This window comes from Bacillus sp. AFS037270 (assembly GCF_002585305.1).
This window is the reverse complement of record NZ_NUNF01000082.1, coordinates 24,527-46,096: the sequence shown is the minus strand read 5'-3', so window position 1 is coordinate 46,096 and position 21,570 is coordinate 24,527. Positions and strand designations below refer to the sequence as shown.

Annotated in this window: 22 protein-coding genes; 14 read left to right on the top strand and 8 right to left on the bottom strand. The window is 36.2% G+C overall.

The features are described 5' to 3' along the window. Positions 1–24 precede the first annotated feature (24 nt). The 4 genes from COD92_RS33510 to COD92_RS28355 all read left to right on the top strand — a co-directional run bounded on the left by COD92_RS33510 (position 25) and on the right by COD92_RS28355 (position 1,649). On the top strand, positions 25–405 hold the full coding sequence (locus tag COD92_RS33510; RefSeq protein WP_098996742.1) for a hypothetical protein: 381 nt from the start codon (positions 25–27) through the stop codon (positions 403–405). A gap of 343 nt (positions 406–748) precedes the next feature. Beyond that, entirely contained in the window at positions 749–1,264 is a 516-nt protein-coding gene (locus COD92_RS28360) for a sigma 54-interacting transcriptional regulator (protein WP_098996741.1), read from the top strand. 11 nt (positions 1,265–1,275) lie between these two features. Then, positions 1,276–1,488, top strand: a complete 213-nt coding sequence (locus tag COD92_RS33665) for a hypothetical protein (protein WP_483295680.1) — start codon at positions 1,276–1,278, stop codon at positions 1,486–1,488. Next, positions 1,389–1,649 (top strand): helix-turn-helix domain-containing protein, encoded by a 261-nt coding sequence (locus tag COD92_RS28355; RefSeq protein ID WP_098996740.1) that lies wholly within the window; start codon positions 1,389–1,391, stop codon positions 1,647–1,649. The genes COD92_RS33665 and COD92_RS28355 overlap by 100 nt, the downstream gene beginning before the upstream one ends. 201 nt (positions 1,650–1,850) lie before the next feature. Here the strand turns inward: COD92_RS28355 and ahpF are convergent, their stop codons facing one another. From ahpF to COD92_RS28340, 3 genes are all read right to left on the bottom strand, one after another. Further along, on the bottom strand, positions 1,851–3,380 hold the full coding sequence (ahpF, locus tag COD92_RS28350) for an alkyl hydroperoxide reductase subunit F (protein ID WP_098996739.1): 1,530 nt from the start codon (positions 3,378–3,380) through the stop codon (positions 1,851–1,853). Between the two features lie 236 nt (positions 3,381–3,616). Then, positions 3,617–4,180 carry an alkyl hydroperoxide reductase subunit C gene (gene ahpC, locus COD92_RS28345; protein WP_098527060.1) on the bottom strand — a complete coding sequence of 188 codons (564 nt, stop codon included), beginning with the start codon at positions 4,178–4,180 and terminating at the stop codon, positions 3,617–3,619. 467 nt (positions 4,181–4,647) lie between these two features. Then, on the bottom strand, positions 4,648–5,106 hold the full coding sequence (locus COD92_RS28340) for a hypothetical protein (RefSeq protein WP_141561152.1): 459 nt from the start codon (positions 5,104–5,106) through the stop codon (positions 4,648–4,650). Between the two features lie 664 nt (positions 5,107–5,770). Between COD92_RS28340 and COD92_RS28335 the strand changes: the two genes are divergently transcribed. Together COD92_RS28335 and COD92_RS32360 are read left to right on the top strand one after the other, a co-directional pair. Continuing rightward, on the top strand, positions 5,771–5,962 hold the full coding sequence (locus COD92_RS28335; RefSeq protein ID WP_098527062.1) for a hypothetical protein: 192 nt from the start codon (positions 5,771–5,773) through the stop codon (positions 5,960–5,962). 527 nt (positions 5,963–6,489) lie between these two features. Further along, positions 6,490–6,651 carry a hypothetical protein gene (locus tag COD92_RS32360; protein ID WP_176541010.1) on the top strand — a complete coding sequence of 54 codons (162 nt, stop codon included), beginning with the start codon at positions 6,490–6,492 and terminating at the stop codon, positions 6,649–6,651. Positions 6,652–6,838: 187 nt separating this feature from the next. On the opposite strand, the gene COD92_RS28325 is transcribed toward COD92_RS32360, so the two are convergent. Beyond that, positions 6,839–8,281, bottom strand: coding sequence for a L,D-transpeptidase (locus COD92_RS28325; protein ID WP_098996737.1), 1,443 nt, complete (start codon positions 8,279–8,281; stop codon positions 6,839–6,841). Between the two features lie 472 nt (positions 8,282–8,753). Here COD92_RS28325 and COD92_RS28320 point away from each other — a divergent pair, with 472 nt between their 5' ends. The 4 genes from COD92_RS28320 to COD92_RS28305 are packed head-to-tail and all read left to right on the top strand — an operon-like array spanning position 8,754 to position 12,487. Beyond that, entirely contained in the window at positions 8,754–9,143 is a 390-nt protein-coding gene (locus COD92_RS28320; RefSeq protein WP_098996736.1) for a GntR family transcriptional regulator, read from the top strand. Then, positions 9,136–10,038 carry an ABC transporter ATP-binding protein gene (locus tag COD92_RS28315; RefSeq protein ID WP_098527065.1) on the top strand — a complete coding sequence of 301 codons (903 nt, stop codon included), beginning with the start codon at positions 9,136–9,138 and terminating at the stop codon, positions 10,036–10,038. The genes COD92_RS28320 and COD92_RS28315 overlap by 8 nt, the downstream gene beginning before the upstream one ends. Further along, complete coding sequence (locus COD92_RS28310) at positions 10,013–11,968, top strand: DUF6449 domain-containing protein (RefSeq protein WP_098996735.1); 1,956 nt, start codon at positions 10,013–10,015, stop codon at positions 11,966–11,968. The genes COD92_RS28315 and COD92_RS28310 overlap by 26 nt, the downstream gene beginning before the upstream one ends. Before the next feature lie 12 nt (positions 11,969–11,980). Further along, positions 11,981–12,487, top strand: coding sequence for an RNA polymerase sigma factor (locus COD92_RS28305; RefSeq protein ID WP_098996734.1), 507 nt, complete (start codon positions 11,981–11,983; stop codon positions 12,485–12,487). Positions 12,488–12,664: 177 nt separating this feature from the next. Here the strand turns inward: COD92_RS28305 and COD92_RS28300 are convergent, their stop codons facing one another. Further along, positions 12,665–13,738 carry a type I restriction endonuclease gene (locus tag COD92_RS28300; protein WP_098996733.1) on the bottom strand — a complete coding sequence of 358 codons (1,074 nt, stop codon included), beginning with the start codon at positions 13,736–13,738 and terminating at the stop codon, positions 12,665–12,667. 166 nt (positions 13,739–13,904) lie between these two features. Here COD92_RS28300 and COD92_RS28295 point away from each other — a divergent pair, with 166 nt between their 5' ends. After that, positions 13,905–14,126, top strand: coding sequence for a hypothetical protein (locus COD92_RS28295; protein ID WP_098996732.1), 222 nt, complete (start codon positions 13,905–13,907; stop codon positions 14,124–14,126). Between the two features lie 206 nt (positions 14,127–14,332). Continuing rightward, the gene (locus COD92_RS28290; protein ID WP_098996731.1) at positions 14,333–17,146 is read left to right on the top strand and encodes a DEAD/DEAH box helicase; all 2,814 of its coding nucleotides are present in this window, start codon (positions 14,333–14,335) and stop codon (positions 17,144–17,146) included. 19 nt (positions 17,147–17,165) lie between these two features. Here COD92_RS28290 and COD92_RS28285 read toward each other — a convergent pair whose 3' ends face one another. The 3 genes from COD92_RS28285 to COD92_RS28275 form a co-directional block, all read right to left on the bottom strand. After that, on the bottom strand, positions 17,166–17,564 hold the full coding sequence (locus COD92_RS28285; protein ID WP_098996730.1) for a (deoxy)nucleoside triphosphate pyrophosphohydrolase: 399 nt from the start codon (positions 17,562–17,564) through the stop codon (positions 17,166–17,168). Positions 17,565–17,824: 260 nt separating this feature from the next. Further along, entirely contained in the window at positions 17,825–19,039 is a 1,215-nt protein-coding gene (locus tag COD92_RS28280) for an MFS transporter (protein ID WP_098996729.1), read from the bottom strand. 65 nt (positions 19,040–19,104) lie between these two features. After that, positions 19,105–19,683 (bottom strand): DUF2087 domain-containing protein, encoded by a 579-nt coding sequence (locus COD92_RS28275; RefSeq protein ID WP_098996728.1) that lies wholly within the window; start codon positions 19,681–19,683, stop codon positions 19,105–19,107. 307 nt (positions 19,684–19,990) lie between these two features. On the opposite strand from COD92_RS28275, the gene COD92_RS28270 reads away from it, so the two are divergent. Both COD92_RS28270 and COD92_RS28265 read left to right on the top strand, forming a co-directional pair. Beyond that, positions 19,991–20,581 carry a DUF1541 domain-containing protein gene (locus COD92_RS28270; RefSeq protein ID WP_098996727.1) on the top strand — a complete coding sequence of 197 codons (591 nt, stop codon included), beginning with the start codon at positions 19,991–19,993 and terminating at the stop codon, positions 20,579–20,581. 167 nt (positions 20,582–20,748) lie between these two features. Beyond that, complete coding sequence (locus COD92_RS28265; protein WP_098996726.1) at positions 20,749–21,483, top strand: urease accessory protein UreH domain-containing protein; 735 nt, start codon at positions 20,749–20,751, stop codon at positions 21,481–21,483. Positions 21,484–21,570: the final 87 nt, after the last annotated feature.

Sequence of the window (21,570 nt, the reverse complement as noted above, 5' to 3'; positions counted from 1 at the left end):
CTTTCTGATGATAAACATGTACTCATGTTTTGTGACAGTGATGGCATAATTTTAGATCATTATGGGGATCCGCCTGTAGCTCGTCAGATAGTAAATGCGAATAAGGGGGCTCAGTGGTCAGAGCGATGGGCCGGAACTAATGCAATTGGTACCTCAATCATTTTAAAACAGACTGCTCAAATTTTTTCTTCCGAACATTTTTCTCATAGTTGCCATGAATGGGTATGCTCAGCAGCCCCTATTTTGGATCCGCTTACAAGTGAGTTGTTAGGAATAATCAACCTCTCTACAACTAGTGATAGTTACCATACTCTTAGCATGATGAAAACTGTCGGAATCGTGAATCAAATAGAAAGGCTCCTATTTCACAATTACTACCAAGCTGATGCAAAACATTTATATTGAAGCGATTAGTAAATGGAAAAACCAGATCGTTATTTTATGTAACTCAAAAGGGGAAATTTTAAGGATCAACAGTGATTCTCAGGTCGAAGAGTTATCAATATTAATGTCACGTACAGTAGAAAACAATGAATTAACATGAAAAAGGAATGGGAGGATGAAGTAACGGTTCATGGCAGTCCATATCGGGCAATATACAAAAAATGCTTTGGTACGATAGATTCATAGGTTTAATTTGTATTTTAGAGAAAAAGAATAGAATAAGTCATTCAACTGCTAACCATAATCACTATGCAAAGTACTCTTTACAAAGCTTAGTTGGCAAATCAGAAGCATTTAAGAGACCATTCAATTAGCTCGAGTTGCGGCCTCAAGTGATTCTAATGTTTTGATTACTGGAGACAGCGGCACGGGGAAAGAGTTAGTTGCCCGTGCTATATATCAAGCAAGTAACAGATCTGATTATCCTTTTATTGCTTTGAATTGTGCTGCTATACCAAAGGATTTGCTTCCTAGTGAGCTTTTTGGATATGTGGCTGGTGCCTTTACAGGTGCTAATCCGAAAGGAAGCATAGGGAAGTTTGAATTGGCGAATAAGGGAAGACTTTTCCTGGATGAATTAGGTGATATGCCTCTGGATTCACAAGTACAACTGCTTCGTGTGATTCAGGAGCAAGAAATTATCCGAATCGGGGATAAAACACGTATCCCTAGAGATGTTCGCGTCATTGCGCGACCAATAAAAATCTTCCTGAAGAAATATCAGCGGGAAAATTTCGTAAGGATCTTTATTACCGGCTTATTGTTTTTCACATTGAATTACCAGCATTACGTCATCGTTCAGAAGATGTTCCATTACTAGATGAAAATTTTGTGCAAAAGTTTACCATTAAGAAACACCACGGTCCATACCATCTAACTGACGAAGCTATGGGAATATTAAGAAATTATTCTTGGCCTGGAAATATCGTGAGTTGGAGAATGCGATGGAATATGCAGTCAATTTTTCAGCCAACGGTATCATTCCCCCTGAGAGTCTACCAAAACATATCCATAAACAACAGACCTTACTTATTAATACGGTGAAAATAAATCCCGTCAATCAGGCTGAATTAGACTGGATTAAACAAGCGTTAAAACGCTCACAGATGAACGTCACGGATGCAGCGAAAGAATTAAACATGAGCCGCAGCACCCTTTATCGAAAATTAAAAAAATTGGGTTTTGATATCAAAAATCTAAATTAACAAAAAGGAGGCCTTTCTAAAGCCTCCTTTTTGTTATTGTATGAAATTTTTCTTATACAGAATCTACCACTTCAAACAGCCCGCAATTAGGTCAAAGTTTAATATAATACTGGTATCGGAACTCTAGGGAACATATGATTTAAAAAGGGAATTGGACGAATCCAATTCCCTTAGTGTGGTACCGTAATATATTTGCAGAAATTAATTTCGAATCAGATAATCAAACGCACCTAATGCTGCGGTAGCACCAGAACCCATCGAAATAATGATCTGCTTATACGGGCTATTCGTACAGTCTCCTGCAGCAAATACTCCAGGGATGCTTGTTGCAGCATGATTATCTACAACAATCTCACCCATGCGAGTACGTTCAAGTGTTCCCTCTAACCAATCTGTATTTGGTACAAGACCAATCTGAACAAACACACCTTGCAATTCAACGTGATGCTCTGCTCCAGTTTCACGGTCAATATAAGAAATGCCGTTTACCTTGTCAGTACCAGTAATTTCTTTTGTTTGAGCATTCTTAATAACTGTCACGTTAGGAAGGCTGTTTAGACGGTCTTGAAGAACAGAATCGGCTTTCAATTCTGGCGCAAACTCAAGAACAGTTACGTGATTTACTATACCTGCAAGATCAATCGCTGCTTCAATACCGGAATTACCACCGCCAATAACAGCAACGTCTTTTCCGGCAAACAATGGACCATCACAGTGCGGGCAGTAGGCAACCCCTTTGTTCTTGAACTCTGCTTCGCCAGGGACACCAACATTACGCCAACGGGCACCTGTTGAAAGAATGACCGTTTTACTTTTTAAAATCGCACCGTTTTCGAGTTCGACAGCAATAAGTTCCTTTTTCTCTAAACGTTTCGCACGCTGTAAATTCATGACATCGACATTGTATTCTTTTACATGTTCTTCAAGACTTGCAGCAAGTTTAGGGCCTTCTGTATATTTCGTACCGATAAAGTTCTCAATGCCCAGGGTGTCCATGATCTGGCCGCCAAAGCGTTCGGCCACAATACCCGTACGAATTCCTTTACGTGCCGCATAGATCGCTGCACTTGCACCAGCAGGGCCGCCCCCGATAACAAGTACATCAAATGGTTCCTTATCAGATAGCTCTGATGCATCGGAACCACTGCCCATCTTGGCGAGGATTTCTTCAAGCGTCATCCGGCCGCTGCCGAAGGATTCACCATTTAGGAATACAGTTGGTACGGCCATGATGCCTTTGCTTTCAACTTCTTCCTTAAATGCACCACCATCAATCATCGTATGTGTGATGTTAGGGTTCAGAGTACTCATTACGTTTAAAGCTTGTACCACATCTGGACAGTTGTGGCAGGTTAAGCTGATGTAAGACTCGAAATGATATTCGCCTTTGATGTTTTTGACTTGATCAATCAGCTTTTGATCCACCTTAGGAGCTCTTCCGCTCACCTGCAACAGAGCTAAAACCAATGAAGTGAATTCGTGTCCAAGAGGAACACCTGCGAAAGTGATCCCAGTGTCTTCACCAATGCGGTTCACACTAAAGCTTGGAGTTCTTTCTAATTCAGTCTTCTCTACTTTAATGTGGGAAGACATGTTGGCTAATTCGTCTACTAAAGCTAGTGTGTCACGAGAAACGTCATCGGAACCTGCGCTGACTTTAAGCAGTACATCGCCCTCCATCAATTGAAGATATTGGGCTAACTGTGCTTTTATATCTTTATCTAATATCATTAATCTCTCACTCCTTAAATTTTTCCTGCGAGTCAGTTGATAATTCCATTAATAATAATAATTCTAATTCAATAATTATTATCATATAAAATTTATTATCAGTCAAGTGAAAAATACCTATAACTTTGGGCTTAAAAAGAAGAGTGATGCCGTAAGATTCAAAATAGTCGTTTTCATTATGTACTGAAAAAGGGAATTGGAAGCTTCCAATTCCCTTAGAATGTTAAAAGTACTGCTTAGATTTTACCTACAAGGTCAAGGCTTGGCTTAAGTGTTTCTCCACCTTCTTGCCATTTAGCTGGGCAAACTTCACCTGGATTGTTACGAACATATTGTGCTGCTTTAATCTTGTTAACGATAGTGCTAGCGTCACGACCGATGCCATCTGCATTGATTTCCATAGCTTGGACTTTACCGTCTGGATCGATGATGAAAGTACCACGCTGTGCAAGACCTTCTTCTTCATCTAATACATCAAAGATGCGAGAAATCTTTTGATTAGGGTCACCAACCATAATGTATTCAATTTTGCTGATCGCTGGTGAGTGATCGTGCCATGCTTTGTGAGTGAAATGAGTATCTGTTGATACAGAGTAAACTTCTACGCCAAGATCTTTTAATGTTGCGTATTGGTTTTGAAGATCTTCTAACTCAGTAGGGCATACGAATGTAAAATCTGCTGGATAAAAGCAAACAACATTCCATTTACCTTTGAAGTTTTGTTCAGATACAGTGATAAAATCACCGTTATGGTAAGCTTGTGCTGTGAATGCTTGTACTTCTTTTCCGATTAATGACATAATCAAAATTCCTCCTAGATATGATTTGATAGTTTTTGGTAAACTATAATAATTCTAATTCAATAAGTATTATCATATACAACTTATTGTATTGTCAAGTAGAACGACTCAACTTCTTTACTTTGTTATTAATAGCAATACAAGAACGTTTGTGAAGTTGATTAAATTGGAATCACCAATTAAATTTCAGTGTGATGAAAGTTACTTTATCAATAAGATTCTCTATTATTCATTATAATTCTCATTTAGGTATTTGTCTGCATCTTTGAACTATCCTTAAATGAAATCTCATTATTTATTCTCTAGATCCACATTGTTTCTTTTTCCACATAATCGCTTTAAATATTCTCAAAAAATAAATAAATCTATATCAGTAAGGTATATTTAAACATTTACGGAAGAAAATAATTGTAAATGGGGGATATGGAATATGCGATTTTTTTTGAAAGCAGAACAATGATATGACCCTACCTCTTGATTGTAATGTAAGTTTTCCCTCTCTGAGGATAGATTCCATCCGTTTGAAACCAATTCCAAGTTAAATCTATGCTTTTCTTAGCAATAATGCCGCTCATGATCATTCCTATTTCAATTAATTTATAAGGAAGGCCCCTTATATAATAAGTATAGTTGGTTTCAAATTCACTCAATAAAAACGTGTCCTCAATGATACTCGTAACTTCGAATATACTATTAAGTCGATCCGTGCATTGTTTAAATTTGTGATTTATCTTGTCAATGTCTTGCTCTGGATCCCAGTCAGTTTGGTATATGCATGGAAAGTCGTTTAAAAAGAGGCCATTAAGCAGGTGTTCACAAGCTTTAAGTTCTGAACTGGCAATAAAGGTATATTCCTCAACGATCAGATACCAGTAGGTGCCAACTCGTTTATCAAGCCACTTTACAAAGTATCTTAACTGTGACAAAAAGGTTTCTACTTCTTTTTCTTCTGTTGAGATATGCATGCAATGAGGATAAAAGGTAAAGATGAGTTCTTCCCAAAAAGAGGGCCGACATTGTTGCCAAGAGGATGGACAATTGTCTTCTAAAAATTCTGTCATAAACTTTGAAATAATACGAAGAAATTCATTGCGGTTTTTGTCTGTGGGTTTTTGCTTTTAATAGTCGATAAACTCTTTTCCATAGTAATCTAAGGTAAACCGCGGTATCTCATCTCAAATTCAGAACTAATCGCCAATTACTTCAAAAATTCCTGACGTTCATTGGGACTTTCGAAATGATGTACCCGCATTCGAACCTCGGGCTGGGTTTCTATAGGACGAGGCTTGGTATGACTTCTTTTTTTCATAAATCAACCTGCTTTCATTTTTTTGAGGGTGTTGGAAATAACAAATGAGGTTGAGAGAAGATTATGTCTTATACTATTCGTAGTATACAGCCTAAAAGAAGAGAAAAATGTATTATTTATGGAATATTTGTGAAATATGGAAAATATTTGAGTGGTGAGAGTTTTATATCATTCGTGAAGCTTCTCACCGATAGGATTTGCAATATATAGATTTATTTAAATAAAGATTATCCATGCTATACTTGTGGAACGGATTGGCGTTCTGAAAGGAGGTAATTATTTTGAAGTATTTGAAATCGCAAATGCAGCAGCTAATTAAGGATAATAAAGAATTGCATACACGTTTAAAAGAGTTGAAGGCAGAGCACGGTCTTGAAAAAAACAATGCCCTCAAGGCTTTATACCATTCAGAGGTGGCTGATGGAGGAAAGTACCAGTTAGCTTACCAAGCACTTGATCAACCCAAAAAGTAGTATAAATACTCCAAATTTCTACCACTATGTTAGAGGATCGCTTGGTTCTCTTCCTTTACTCCCCCCAAGCAACTTTATACCAAAATTTAAAAATCCTTTATTAAAGTATTATTCCGTTAAAAAGGAAGTCTTCATCTGTAATAAAGGGCACTGGCTTCGATACTTCTAAATGATCTTCGTTAACACAAAATTCACCACATTTATCGCAGCTGATAAAAGTATCATTTAAATGATAATCAACATACCCATGGGTGCATTCCTGAATGGCCCATATCATTTCCCACTCAACTTCTAACTTGTAATTACATTAGGCACAGTAAAATCTGCACTGCCGAAATCTTCTTTTTTCTTCTGTTTAGATTTTTTCTTCTTCATTTATTAAAGTAAAGGAACTGGCGACCTTATCCGCGGTGAAAATGCTGTTAGATTTTCTTACGGAAAAGTTAACAGCAAGTTTACAATGCTGTATAGTCGATTCATAGAAGTCCCAAATGCTAATCAATTTGCTAATTCAAGGAGGTCTTTCAATGAAATTCCATACACATGATAAAGTCATTAGAAAAGGTCGTTTGGATGGAAATATCGGAGTGGTAATTCATCCTTGTTATTTGAAAACTGGTTTAGTGCTTGTGCGGTTTGATCGAGGGGTATTCACCGCAAATGAACGGGACTTGGTTTTATTTCATTAAAAATAGAGCATCCGTAAGGGTGCTCTATTTTTAATGAGGTTAAGACTCTGTTAAAATTAAGATTTAAAACAATAAAACGCTAAATGTTAGATTTCCTTAGTACACTAATTATTGACATACTAGCAGATTAATTGCTATGTGCATGCAGCTCCTAAATAGTTATACTTTTGGGACAGCCTCCGATGTCTCAATAAATAACCACCGGCTCATAGGTGCTGAGATTATTATACACGGTTTTCATAATGCTTGGCGGAGTGTTGACACAGCCATGCGATCCTGAAGTAAGATAGGCATTACTTGACCAATTGCCTCGCCAACTGGCATCGTGGAACCCTTGGCCATCATTTGTAAAAGGAGCCCAATAATCAACATTGACCTGATAAGTGATTTTTCCGTTTTCTCGGCCCGTTAGTACGGAAGGTGTCTGTTTATAGAGAATATACCATACTCCAGGTGATGTATCATGTTGAGTACTATGTGTGCCGGTAACAACATTCGTTGTGACGACTAATTTCCCATTTTTGTAAATCCAAATGCGTTGCTCTGCAATGGAGACCTCAGCATACGTATCGCCAATACCATTATTCGTAATCGCTTCATATCCGTAGCTTTCACCCTTCCAGCCATTTCCGTAAATATTCGAGGCGGAAACCGATTTCTCTCCATTTTCAAAAGCTTCCTTAATACGCGGTACTTCTTTATCAACATCTATGGCCCAACCATAGCCTTTTCCTTTAACAGATATCACCGAACCTGAATGGGTCTTAAATTTGAAATCCTTATTTAATGTGGATTGGGAATTGTTAATTTCAGCAACCTTCTTCTTAATATCAACCGCATCATCAATCTTAATCTGCGAATCTTTTGAAATAGATGCATTCTTAACTAATTCGCTGGCGTTTAACGTAGAAACTTTATCCTGCACCTTATAATCGACGGTCTGTGCAAGAAATTCTTCCAGCTTTTTCTGTTGATTTTTTACAAACTCGCTGTCTTCTTTAATTGGCTGTATGTATACTGGATTGAGACGAATTTCACTAATAAATTCGTGCTTGTCGTATCCTTTCAGAAGACTGGAGACATCATACTGCTCTCCGCTAATGCTGTTAGAGACAACAATTTTGCCTTGTTCCAAACGAACCACCGCATCTTGTGGCGCTTTTAAACTCTGATTGATGGCTAACAGCTTTTCTTCCACCTGTTTTTTCAATGTCTGGTTACGATACAGATTCTGATTGATGGGCTTTAATGAATAATCCTTAGCTTTTGAAGAAGGAAAAAAAGTCCACTGGCTCTTTAATAATTTTTTGATATCGGGCAGATCTTTATCCGTTAATCCCATCTTTGTATCTTTTCCATCTAAAATCTGTTGATCTCCGACATATACTTCATTTTTAAATACGGTTGTTTTTAATTTATTTAGTGCCTGATCAGCCGTCATTCCACCGACTTTGATATTATTAATCTTGATCTCTGAATTGAAGTGGTTTGCCTGATAGTAGCTGCCTGCTGCAATGATGAGTGCGATGATAAAGAGAATACTTGCTGTAATAAACTTCCAGTTCGCATGCCACTTAGCTGATTTTATGCGTTGTTTCTCAATTTCTTGAATATTTACCGTGCTTTCCATAAAAATTCCCCCCATACCAGATCATCCAGCTGTTAGCATTTTAAGATTGTCATATACTACCTATATTTTGAAATAGTAGTAAATTATACTAATATTCTACATAATGTCATCACCGAACATTGTCGTATTTTGTGCATAATTAAATTTTTAAATTATTTATATTCGCTGTGATTTCAAACTAAATGTTTGATTCATGTTCTCAGTGATTCCTAAGATTAATTGACATTTTCTTCGTTAAGTTTAATTTATGAAGTAAATTGTAAACATCCACGCCAAACCATCCCAAAATGTGTCCGTCCAATCTGGTAAACTCTCCAGTAACTGCCTACTTACAATTCATTTGTTACATATGGCTTTTGACTGTTTTGTAAAAAATTACTAAAAATGGTCTTTCTTTTTGGAAGGCATTGGAATATAATCAAACTGTACTACGAATAGTAGTACACTTAGTACAGATTGGGGGCACCCCGTAATGTTTGAGCTAGACATAAGGAGCCGAAAGCCGATTTATGAACAACTAGTGGATAAAATGAAGGAGCTTATCATGAATGAAGTATTAAAACCGGATGAACAGCTGCCATCAGTAAGAACATTAGCTACCGAACTCACGATCAATCCGAATACGATTCAAAAGGCATATCGAGAATTAGAAATCCAAGGATTTATCTACTCCATTAAAGGAAAAGGCAGCTTTGTCCATCCAAACAATCAAATAAAGGACTTAGAGAAAATAGAGGCTGTACGAAAGGAACTTGAAAAACTGGTCTTGGAAGCTTTGTATCTGGGAATCCCAGCGAGTGACATCACCAATTTAATTCAAGACCTGGACAAAGCAAAAGGGGGAGGCGAAAGCAATGATTGAAATGAAAGGTGTTAGCAAGAAATTTGACCGTTTCATCGCACTGGAAAATGTCAATCTATCCATCAACAAAGGCTCCATTTACGGTCTTATCGGATCAAATGGTGCCGGGAAAACCACACTAATTAAACTACTGGCAGGGATATATCGCCAGGATTGCGGAGAAGTAACCATTAACGGTGAAAGTATATTTGAAAATATCAACCTAAAGCAAAAAGTCTTTTACATACCAGATCAGCCCTATTTTTTCTCGCAATATACAACAAAGCAAATGGCCCGTTTTTATAAAAGCTGCTACCCAACCTGGGCGGAAGAACGGTTTCAGAAACTGGCCGAGCTTTTTGATTTGAATGTGAATAAAAAAATCCATACCTTCTCAAAGGGGTGGCAAAGACAGATTGCCTTCATTCTCGCCCTTTCTGCCAATCCGGAGATTCTCATTTTGGATGAGCCATTGGATGGCCTCGACCCTGTTGTCCGGAAAAAAGTCAAAAATCTGTTGATTCATGATGTCGCCGAAAGAGACATGACAATTCTAGTATCATCACATAATCTGCGTGAGATTGAAGACATTTGCGATCATATCGGGATTATCCATAAAGGCACACTCTTAATCGAAAAAGAATTGGATGATCTGAAAGCCGATATTCATAAAATACAGGTTGCCTATAAAAATGGTACTCCTCCAGACAAACTGCTATTAAATCTCAATCCTCTTCACACAGAAAAAAGAGGTAGTGTGTTCCTATTCATTGTCAGAGGTGATGAGGAGGCAATAGAGAGACAAATTCTTCAGACAAACCCTGTCATTTTTGACTTGCTGCCTCTTACGCTTGAGGAGATCTTTATATATGAAATGGGGGATATCGGTTATGCCATCAAGAATGTCTTGGTTTAATAAAGAAATACTGCTTCAAATTGGACGAAGTACTGGCTGGGTTTCGATTGTTTACTTTCTAGGCTTGCTATTTATTCTGCCAATTCAATTATTAATGATCTATTCTGACGAAACGAAAAGTTATTATCCAGAACCTAACAATCTTTTTCTCGTTAATTTTACCTTTCAAATTGGGCTAATTGTTATTGTCCCAGTCATCCTGGCAGTTTTCTTATTTCGCTTTCTTCATGTAAAACAAGCAGCAGACCTTATGCATAGTCTTCCGCTTAAAAGGGAAAGGATTTTTCATCAATATGCTCTGACCGGTATGGTGTTTTTAATCCTGCCTGTTTCCGTAATTACATTCATCATCCTTCTAATGCATAACACACTAGACTTCAGTAACTTGTTTAGTGAAAAGGATATATTCTATTGGGCTGGGACGACATTGGTCATCACGTTGCTTTTATACACAGCCGCTTTGTTTATTGCCATGATGACAGGAATGTCAACTGTCCAGGCAGTTCTAGCCTATGTTTTTCTCTTTTTCCCAATCGGAATGACAATGTTGGTGATTTTTAATTTAAAGATAGTACTCTATGGTTTTCCAGGCGATTATTTTCTAAATCGACAGCTTGAAAAATTGTCTCCCATTTCGTATGCGGCTGTCCTCGACAGCAGAAAGTTTCAATGGAATGACGGGATGGTTTACATACTCTTAATCATTGTGCTCTATGGGCTTTCAATATTTTTTTATAAAAAAAGAAACCTAGAAGCAGCGTCAGAGGCGATCGCCTTTCCAAAAATACGTTCCGTTTTTAAATATGGGATTACATTTTGTATGATGCTGCTTGGCGGTTCGTACTTTCAGGAAGTTTCCTATGGAAGCTTTAGCTGGACCATTTTCGGTTATGTCATTGGGGCCGTGATTGGCTATTTAGGAGCTGAAATGATTTTAAGAAAAACTTGGCGGGTTTTCGGGCGTATTAAAGGATTAATCGTTTATTTAGCAGTTACCGCTGTCCTTGTTATAGGAGTTCACATTCTAGGATTCTATGAAAATAAAGTTCCTGAAGAAGAACAAATCAAAACCGTCCTGTTCTCCAATCAATTTGGTTTTTATACAAAAGATGATATTTATGGAGAATACTATACACCAATGCCAATGAAGGAAAAAGCAAATATTGAGGCCGTTCGCAGGCTTCACCAGCAACTTCTTTCTGATAAAAAAATCAATCAGCAGAAGGAAAACTACCAATCAGAAAATTTCTATATTCAATATGAATTGAAAAATGGGAGCAAAGTGACAAGGGAATACAGTGTCAATGAACGTCTTTATGAAGATTTTTTCAAACCAATTTATGAATCAAAGGAATATAAGCTTTCAACAAAAGAGATTTTTAAATTAAAGCAAAATAAAATTAAAACCCTCACTATTGGGGGAAACGGGCCTGTTTCTCGGGGAGTTACCTTGTCTAATTCCAACGATATAAAAGAAGTGATTGGGGCTTTAAGGAAAGATGTACTGGCTGAATCATATGAAGATAGCCGTTACTTCAAGGGCTCAACGATTGAAGTTTATCTAGGTAATGACCACTTTCTGAGCTTTGAATTTAAGCCAATCAATCAAAATTTGACTGAATGGCTAAGGCAAAAGGAATTGCTTAAAGACGCAAAGCCAAGCTCCGATGATGTTACTCATGTACTTGTAGCCAAAGCTGGAACTGAAAATACGGAAGATATCGAAATAATTAAAAGTGACATAGAAAAAAGCAGAGATACCTTGGATGTAACCAATAAGGGTCAAATAGAACAAATGCTAAATAACGCAAGCGCTGACCCGCATCACGAATACATGGCTGTCTTTTATTTCGGCTCTGCCCATTATTACGAAGTCATGTTTTTTGATGAAAAGCATGCTCCGGATTTCATTAAGGATCATTTTAAGTAGGATGGTGGGGAATTGAGAACGATTGATTTTAACCAAGTATATTCTGAGTACGCAAATCGTCTGCTCCATATTGCCTTTAGGTACACTCATGACAGGCTTTGGGCCGAGGATATCGTTCAGGAGGCGTTTCTAAAAATATTTAAAAAAATTGATACAATCGAAGATACAAATAAATTAGGTGCCTGGTTGTCTACCGTTACAGCCAGGACTGCCATTGACTTTTTAAGATCAGAAAAAAGAAATAGATGGATGACAGTTGACTTTGCCCAAATGGAACCAATGATGAGTCATAAGACAAATGGGATGGATACCGAGGAATTGGCAGGCATACGGCTTTTTCAAGAGGACGTAGACAGGTCAATGGAAAGCCTATCAAAGGAATTCCAAGAGGTGCTGACCCTTAAAGTGAAATATGGTCTAAAGGAAAACGAAATCGCACGCCTGCTCGGTTTGAAATCGGCTACGGTTAAGACACGGCTATATCGGGCAAGAAAACAACTAAAACAGGCCTTTGCATAAAAGGAAGTAGCATTAAAAACACCTTGGTCTTCAATAAACAATATGGCCGCCAATCGATTTAAATACGTGATCGGCAGATAAAAGGCGAAAAGTGACTAGCACTTTTTGCCTTTTAGTTGCAAAACAATATATTATAAAATTAGTATCATCAACTAGCCATTATTAAAAAGAAAGTTCTTACAAGAATCTTTTAGCCACTTCGTTTAGTTTATCTTTATGAAGCGAGATATCAGAAACCTTATCAATATTTACAGAAGGTTTACCATCGTCATTAAATTGTATGAACTTTTGGGATTGGTTAAACCAAAGTCGGCATACCCATTTTCGAATACTGTTATCTACAAGAATATTAAAGTAGCTTAGGTTATCTCGATAACATATACGTTCTTCTGCTATGGTGTCTTTAATAAGGAGCTTTACAATGGCGTACCCCTCAATTTCCTCTTCTGTAGTTACGATTTGTGGCTCATCTTTGGTATCGGTTGTTTCTGTTACTAATGCCACACTTGCTTCTTGACGTAGATCATCTTCAGAGTTTGTAGTCTTTAAGGCAGCGTTTATTTTATCGTTCACTAATTCATTAATAAACTGTTTAAAGGCCTTCTTAATGATGGGTTCGAATTTTTCGATTGTATTCTTTGTTTTCACACCCTCATAAATTTGACCTAACATGAAACGTACAAAATCTTCTGATGGAGTTTCCCATTGATCATTTAGGAAGTTCTTAAGTTTATTGAGGTATTTTAATTCTGAGGCTGCAGTGAAGATCTTTTCTAAATCAAAACTAGTTTTCTTGAATTTAGCAAGCTCTTGTAAAGAACTATCTTTTATGTCGAGGATATTAAATTCAAAGAATGGAGAGACATCCATTTTGTTTTGTTCTTCGAGATCGGTATAAAATCTGTAAATAATTCCATTAGTTAAGATTGCGAATTTAGCAGGGGTTGTTCCAAAATATCTAAAAAGCTGTGAGTCATGTTTTTGCAGTTTTTCGTTAATTGATTTTGCTTCGATTAAAATAATCGGATTACCGTCACTCATGATGGCGTAATCAACTTTTTCCCCTTTTTTGATCCCTACATCAGCAACAAATTCGGGTGTGAATTCTTCAGGATTAAAGATGTCATAACCAAGTATTTGAAAGAAAGGCATAATAATTGAGGTCTTAGTAGCCTCTTCAGTTGCAACTGAGTTTTGAAGTTTCTCAACACGGTTTGATAATGACTTAATCTGTTCTACGAAATTTTCCATTTGAAACCTCCTTGTATAGGTCATGAAAAGATAATGAATTATGTAAAAAGTGTAAGTTGATTGATAGTTATATATTATTTATGTTATGAAGTTTTTAGAAAAAATAGTAAATAATAATGCGTGTGATTCCTAAGATTTATTGACATTTTCTTCGTTGAGGCTAATTATGAAGTTAATTGTTGAAATTAGTCGGGGAAATTCGGTGGATGATATAAACAATGAAGAGGTTAAGGCTAGTATTTCAGAAGAAATCCTTAAAGTAATATCAGATGTTATGAAAGATTCTTACTTAGAAAATAACTTTAAAGGTTCTAGCACTAGACCAGAATTATTAATTGATACATCAAATAAATTGTTTGAAAAATTTGCTGAGAGTAACCTCATTTAGATACACCACGAGAACCTAATCATAAGTTCGAAAGATTACTTTAAAAGGCTGCAAACCTATTAAGGTAGAAAATTTTAGGAAAAGATCCTCAACTCAAATCTTGACGAGAGGATCTTTTTATTTACCACGAAATATAGTAGAATTTTCACAAGCATCCAATAAATAACAGTATAAACATAATGGTGACATATAGTCAGGAGCATACTATGGAATCGGTAGAAAAGAAACTAATCGTAAACTCTGAAAAGGGTAATTTGTTAAGAGAGTTAGTCAAATCAATGAGCGAGTGTGAGAGGTTCTATTTTAGCGTCGCATTTATAAATTTTAGCGGGCTTCAACTCCTTCTTGATCCTTTAAAAGAGGCAGAGAAAAAAGGGATTAAGGGTAGAATCATCACATCTACTTATCTTAATTTTACAGATGCAAAGGCACTAGAAAAAATTAAAGAGTTTCAGAATGTAGATTTAAAGGTGTTTGTTACTGACAAAGAAATTGGTTTCCACACAAAAGCATACATATTCGAGTATAGAGATAGCTATAAGGTGATTATTGGTTCATCAAATATTACTCAAAGTGCTTTAAAAAGCAATATTGAATGGAATGTTGAAATTATTACTAAAGAGAATGGCCGTTTTATACAGGATGTATTAAATGAATATGATTACCTTTGGAATATGAGTGAGAATGCCGATGAGGATTTTATTAAGAGATATGAGGATTTCCTTAAGAGCTTTAAGAGCACTCAGATCACGCATCAAATGATTTATGAAAATAAACAATATATTGTTCCCAATAGAATGCAAAAGCGAGCTACCGAAAATCTCGAGAGACTAAGAAGCTTTGGTGAATCAAAAGCACTAGTCATTGCTGCAACTGGTACAGGAAAAACGTATATGTCGGCATTTGATGTAAAAAGCTATAAACCTAAGAAACTCCTTTTTATTGTACATAGAGAAGAGATTTTAAAGAAAGCAAAGGATACTTTTGAAATGCTCTTACCGAATGAGGGGCTTTCTTTTGGCCTACTAACCGGTAATCACAAGCAAAAGAATGTAGATTATGTGTTTGCCACCATTCAGACTATTTCCAAATGTTTTCATGAATTTGAAAGGGAAGAGTTTGAATATCTGATTATTGACGAAGCCCACCATGCGACAAGTCCAACTTACCAAACTGTACTTAATTACTTTAAGCCAGAGTTTACCTTAGGTATGACCGCAACCCCAGAACGTAGTGATGGCTATAATGTGTTTGACCTCTTTGATAATAATGTAGCACTCGAGGTACGTTTACATGAGGCTTTGGAGGATGAGTTGGTTATTCCGTTTCATTATTTTGGAATAACGGATATTGAAGGCATCGACCTAAGTGATGTAGATATTGATGATATCACGGAAATCACCAAGAGGTTAAAGGTTAATGAACGGGTTGATTTTATTATTGAGAAAATGGATTTCTATGGACATGATGGTGAGAAACGAAAAGGGTTAGGTTTTTGCGTAAGTATAGAGCATGCACAATATATGGCAAGTGAGTTTAAAAAGAGGGGCTATAATAGTGTTTGTTTATATGGTGCCGATTCACCTGAGACACGTGAACGGTATATTAACAGATTAGAAAGTGATCATGATGACCTAGAATTTATTTTTACCGTTGATATTTTTAATGAGGGTGTAGATATCCCTTCTGTTAATACTGTTTTAATGCTGAGACCCACCAACTCTCCTATTGTGTTTATTCAACAATTAGGAAGAGGATTACGTAAGTATGCAAATAAAGAGTTCTTAACGGTTCTTGACTTTATAGGGAACCATAATAAAACGTTTTTGATTGCTTTAGCTCTAAATGGTAGCAGGTACTATGATAAAGAAAGCTTAAAAGTAGCAGTTGCAACTGGGTTTGCGAATATTCCAGGGTGTACTCATATACAAATGGATAAGATTTCGGAGGAAAGGATCTTAGCTCAGATTGATAAGGAAAACTTCAATTCCATGAAGTATTTAAAGGAAGAGTATTTTGAATTTAAAAAGCTAAATCAGGGTCGAATTCCAATATTGTTAATGGATTTCATGAAATATGATGGAGCACCAGATCCAATTAAATTCATTGATCGAGAAAAAACATACTTACAGTTCCTCGCCAAAGTTGAAAAGGACGACTATTTAAAGAAGCTTTTACAAAATGAAGATTTTGAAGGGACTTTAAAGGAACTATCAAGTAAACTTCCGATTAAAAGGATTTATGAGTTTGTTATCATAAGGTATTTGTTAGACCACGAGGAAATAAATTTAGATATCGCTAAACATCAAATCCTAAAAATGGTTAGTAATGTTGATGATGATAGTGTTTTTCATGCTTTTGAATGCTTAAATCAAAACTATTACGACAGTGTCCAGATAAAGAATAAGCCGAAGTTAGTTCATTATATCAATGGGGAACTCATTAAAACGCCACTTTTTAAAGCGGTATTAGAAAATGAGGATTACAGAAGGTTTATTGAAGATATCATCACTTATGGGGTTTTCCGGTACGAAAAGGAATTCAAAGCGGACTACTACAGTGTCCCACACTTTAAATTATTTGAGCAATACCAAATGGTGGATGCAGCTTTGTTATCGAATTATCGTAAAATCCATAGTTCCTTTAGGGGTTCAGGGCTTCTTACGAATGGGAATAATTATTTCTTATTTATCGATCTCCATAAGGAAGAGGATATTAAGGAAACCATTAATTATAAGGATAAATTTATCGATGAGCGTTATTTTCAATGGCAAACTCCAAATAGTACTTCCCAAAATACAGAGAGAGGGCAAAATATTATTTATAATGAACGTCAGGGAATCAATCTTCATCTATTTGTAAGAAAGTACAGAGAAATCGACGGAAAGAATGAGCCTTTCATTTATATTGGAAAAGGGAATACAGTTAAATTTGAAGGTGAAAAGCCAATCACGGTAATACTAAAATTAGAAAACGAAATTCCTTCAACTTTATTTACGGAATTTACAAAAAAAGTATAGTCTTCTCATTGTGAGAAGACTATTTTTCTTGAATTAGTTGTTCCACCGCAGGAATATCAGCTGGGGCCCATTTTAGTGACTCAAGGTTTTCTCTATTTAGCCAAATTAGCTTAGAATGTTCACTTTTAGTGGGAATTCCTTCAACCACTCTACACTTGATAGAGATTAAATTAATAATGAATGTTTCATATTCATGAGTGTTGTCATTAAATACTTCTTTAAATGTCTCAATCTTACAGTTTAACTCTTCAGTAATTTCTCTTTCTAAGGCGGAATAAATATCTTCGTTTACCTCTACCTTTCCACCTGGAAACTCCCACCTATTTGGAATAGACATTTCAGGAGATCTTAGTGCACATAAAATTTCTTGCCTTTCGTTTTCAATAATTGCTGCAACTACTTTAACTAGCTTCTTCATGATAGCCTCCTACAAGGTGATATGTTAGTGATAATGATATCATCTTTTATTAGAAAATTCTCGTTAAGGACAGTTAAAGAGAAAAATCATATAGTTAAGAGAGTAGTACGTAGGTATCTATTACACTCAAATATTATTAGTAGAAAATTAACCAAACGTTTTATTAAATTGCTGAACCCCTTGGTACATATGGTATAGAAAATCCAATCAAACGTTTGAATAGTTTTCTATTCTTGATCTTATTAATTAAAAAAGGGAAGTCACATTTTATTGATGCATTCTCCTCTTTCGACAGACTTCATTGAAATTGTAGCAAGAATGAGAATAGGAATAAGTATATATGCCACTCCACCAATAAAACCTAACAAACGAGGCACAACAAATTCCAAAGCCACCCCAGCTAAAAACATCGACAGCCCCAATATCGTGTTTCCAAGCGTTGCTAACAGCCCAAACATCACTCCCTGATGCTCCTCAGGAATTTCCTTCATCAGTACGGTATCAAAGCATGCATTCCCAATTCCCGACACAAAAGCAACAAGACAAAATAGAAGAAACGCAAAGACGACTAAATGGGTTCTGCTTAATAATAATAGAAATGTTCCCTCCAGCATTAAACAGACTAAACCAGTTACCAAGAAATTTTTCCTAAGCCGGTTGGCAACGGAATAGCTTAACGTTAACCCAATCCCTAATGCTCCATAAAAAAGGCCAACACCGATATCCCCCAAATGGTATTCATAAACGGCATACACACTTATAAGGACATTATCGATTCCGTTTATGAAAGCAATTAAAACCTCACAGACCAAAAGAATTAGCACCGGAGCAGACAGCAAAATGACTTTTTTGAATATAACAGGCATAGATTCCTTTATAGGCTGACTGCTTTCATTCACTCGTATATCAGGGAACCTAATCGTTGAGATAATAGCAGCTGCCACTAAGAATGATGCCGCATTGAACCAAAACGTTACATGTGCTCCAAACATAAATGACACGATTCCCCCAGAAAATGCACCGCCAATTAAAACAATACCGATCAACACTTGTTCCAAACTATTCACTTTCATAAGCTTATCCTTACTGATCAGAAGAGGGATAGATGATTTTCTCGCGGGACTATAAATTGCTTCTCCGGCAGCTAAAAGGAATGTACTAAGATAAACAATCCAAAGATCCTCCTTACTGTTAACCAGTAAAAAAGATAAAGCAAAAATAATTCGAATGAAATCTGTTGCTACTAATATGAATTTTCTCGAAAACCGATCAGCCAGCCAACCTCCTAAAGGTCCAAAAAAGACAAAGGGGATTAGCCTGATGGCTAAAGTCATACCCACTGCGAAACCTGATCCTGTTAACTGCAATAGCATCGCTAATACAGCAACGGAACTAAAGCGTTCCCAAATCCCATTGACTACACCGGCTAGAAAGAGCTTTCGATACTGTTTCTCTTCTCGTAAAAATAACCACAGTGATCACCTTCTTTTATAAAATATCTAATTAGTTGTGCGTAAAAAGCGGGCGCCGGATGACGCCCTTAACTCAACCACCATAATTCCACAGGATTTAACTCATATTGATTATTTTCTCGGTACATATACTGACACATGATGAGCTCACGTCGTAAGGTGGCATAGTCCTCATGATATTGCTTTAAATATTCATTGATCTCTTTTTCTGGATACACTTTTCCAAACTCTAACCCTTTGACCATATGTGCAAGAACCACGAGCTTTTTCTTACGTTGAGCAGGATAATTCTTCAGTTTTCCGTCTTTGGTGAAGAAGTTATTGATAATAGCAGTCCGTTCTTCTGCTGTAACCGACATTTCCATACTTGCTTTTCCTCCTGTACCAACTGCTAGAATAGCATTTGCGCTGCTTTCTAATACTTTGGTGTTAAGCGAAAAATAGATGGTGTTTTTATCCCGTTTTTCTTTGATCAGTCCAACTTCTCTTAACTTCGACATATGGTGGGTAATCGTTGGAGGTTTAAGTCCAAGCTTTCCAGCAATCGCCTGGCCGTGCAAAGTACCTTGTTGGAGAAGTGCAATAATACGAATCCGTGTAAGGTCGCCTAATGCTTTATGAAATTCAACTATTTTATTTAATTGCATTCTGAAATCACCTACTTTAATTATCATCTAATTAGATAATAATTGAACTTCTTTTTAGAAGCAATGGGTAAATATCTTTAGGGAAACTTCTATTTTCTTGTAATTACTTTTCTAAAACCTTTTGGAAGTTTCTTGACGCTAATGGAGGCTGCTAAAGGCTAAAGAATATATACATATCACAAATTTTTTGAAAAATTATTGCATTTACATTAATTGGATTAAAAAAATCACCTCTTTATCAAAATCCATACTTTCTGCACAATTTTATAGTAGGATATATTTTGTAACAATGTTTAGGAGGGTTAATATGAAAAGAAAAAAATGGTTGATTGGTGTTTTTTCCTTAGTATTAATGTTAGCAGCGTGTTCTAACAACGGTAATGATAACAGTACTGACAAAAGTTCAAAGACGGACCATGAAAATATGAAGATGGACGATAACAAAAATATGGATATGGGTGATATGAATCATGCTGGTTCAGGTGAAGTTCCTGAAGGACTAAAAGCAGCTGAAAATCCAACCTATAAAGTAGGAAGCCAAGCAATCATAAAAGCAGATCATATGGAAGGCATGAATGGTGCTGAGGCGACGATTGTAGGTGCATATGATACAATTGCTTACGCTGTTACCTATACACCGACTACAGGGGGAGAACCGGTAAAGAATCATAAATGGGTGATTCAAGAAGAAATTAAAGATGCTGGTGATCAAGCATTAGAACCTGGAACAAAGGTTACCTTAGAAGCAGACCACATGGAGGGTATGAAAGGAGCAACTGGAACCATTGATTCAGCTGAAAAAACAACAGTATATATGGTTGATTACACTTCAACTACCGGTGGAGAAAAGGTGACAAATCATCAATGGGTAACAGAAAGTGAACTTTCTGCTAAATAATCAGAAACGTATAAAAATATTAATAACATAAATTAGAGCTTAAAGGGATTGAGTTACAATCCCTTTTTATTTGCGAACAATTGCAATCAATAATTATCATTCTCCACAATTTCTGCATTTTTTTATGTTAATCTATTTCTATTAAAATAGTGATGTAAGGTGATTTTATGTACAATTTATTAAGCCAAATAAGTGCAGTATTAAGCAAACCATTTTTTAATATGGCAAATAGCTTAGAATCCTGGCCCATTGTCTTTGCATTAATTTTGGGATTAGTAGGAGCACTGGCACCTTGTCAGCTTACAGGAAATATTAGTGCAGTAACCCTTTATGGCAACCGATCTATACAAAGGGAAATTGCATGGAAGGATGTTACTTATTTCACACTAGGAAAAGTAGTTGCTTTTTCTTTATTAGGTGTTTTGGTTTGGATGCTAGGAAGAGGATTTGAACAAAATCTACCTTTATATTTTCCTTGGCTCCGGAAAATAATGGGGCCTTTATTAATCTTTGTTGGTTTGTTTATGTTGGGGGTTATCAAATTAAAGGGATCATTTAATTTATTAAAGCTTTCGAAAGAATACAAGCATGAAAGTCCATTTGCTTCTTTTATGTTAGGACTTAGTTTTTCACTTGCATTCTGTCCAACTATGTTTGTCCTATTTTTTGTGACCTTAATGCCAGTAGTTCTTACTAGTCCATACGGTTTTATTCTGCCTCCTACTTTTGCTCTGGGAACAGCCATTCCATTATTGTTCGTGATTTTCGTTATTTGGTACCTTGGTGGAAGTGGAGTGATTATGAAAAAGGGAAGAAAGTTGGGTATGGTTATTCAAAGAATTGCTGGTGTCCTGATGCTACTCTTAGGAATTTTTGATACGGTAACTTATTGGTCCTTATAGAGGAAAAAAAGAGATGGATCATCACCTATAAAAATTAAAAGAAGGAGGATATCCTTCTTTTTTAATTTGTCTATAATTTATTTTTAA

Excerpts from the sequence above, each read along its gene's own strand:
- COD92_RS33510 (WP_098996742.1), top strand. The coding sequence starts at position 25 with ATGTTTTGTGACAGTGATGGCATAATTTTAGATCATTATGGGGATCCG.
- COD92_RS28355 (WP_098996740.1), top strand. The coding sequence starts at position 1,389 with ATGGAATATGCAGTCAATTTTTCAGCCAACGGTATCATTCCCCCTGAG.
- ahpF (WP_098996739.1), bottom strand. The coding sequence starts at position 3,380 with ATGATATTAGATAAAGATATAAAAGCACAGTTAGCCCAATATCTTCAA.
- ahpC (WP_098527060.1), bottom strand. The coding sequence starts at position 4,180 with ATGTCATTAATCGGAAAAGAAGTACAAGCATTCACAGCACAAGCTTAC.
- COD92_RS32360 (WP_176541010.1), top strand. The coding sequence starts at position 6,490 with ATGAAATTCCATACACATGATAAAGTCATTAGAAAAGGTCGTTTGGAT.
- COD92_RS28325 (WP_098996737.1), bottom strand. The coding sequence starts at position 8,281 with ATGGAAAGCACGGTAAATATTCAAGAAATTGAGAAACAACGCATAAAA.
- COD92_RS28320 (WP_098996736.1), top strand. The coding sequence starts at position 8,754 with ATGTTTGAGCTAGACATAAGGAGCCGAAAGCCGATTTATGAACAACTA.
- COD92_RS28315 (WP_098527065.1), top strand. The coding sequence starts at position 9,136 with ATGATTGAAATGAAAGGTGTTAGCAAGAAATTTGACCGTTTCATCGCA.
- COD92_RS28310 (WP_098996735.1), top strand. The coding sequence starts at position 10,013 with ATGCCATCAAGAATGTCTTGGTTTAATAAAGAAATACTGCTTCAAATT.
- COD92_RS28300 (WP_098996733.1), bottom strand. The coding sequence starts at position 13,738 with ATGGAAAATTTCGTAGAACAGATTAAGTCATTATCAAACCGTGTTGAG.
- COD92_RS28295 (WP_098996732.1), top strand. The coding sequence starts at position 13,905 with ATGAAGTTAATTGTTGAAATTAGTCGGGGAAATTCGGTGGATGATATA.
- COD92_RS28290 (WP_098996731.1), top strand. The coding sequence starts at position 14,333 with ATGGAATCGGTAGAAAAGAAACTAATCGTAAACTCTGAAAAGGGTAAT.
- COD92_RS28285 (WP_098996730.1), bottom strand. The coding sequence starts at position 17,564 with ATGAAGAAGCTAGTTAAAGTAGTTGCAGCAATTATTGAAAACGAAAGG.
- COD92_RS28275 (WP_098996728.1), bottom strand. The coding sequence starts at position 19,683 with ATGCAATTAAATAAAATAGTTGAATTTCATAAAGCATTAGGCGACCTT.
- COD92_RS28270 (WP_098996727.1), top strand. The coding sequence starts at position 19,991 with ATGAAAAGAAAAAAATGGTTGATTGGTGTTTTTTCCTTAGTATTAATG.
- COD92_RS28265 (WP_098996726.1), top strand. The coding sequence starts at position 20,749 with ATGTACAATTTATTAAGCCAAATAAGTGCAGTATTAAGCAAACCATTT.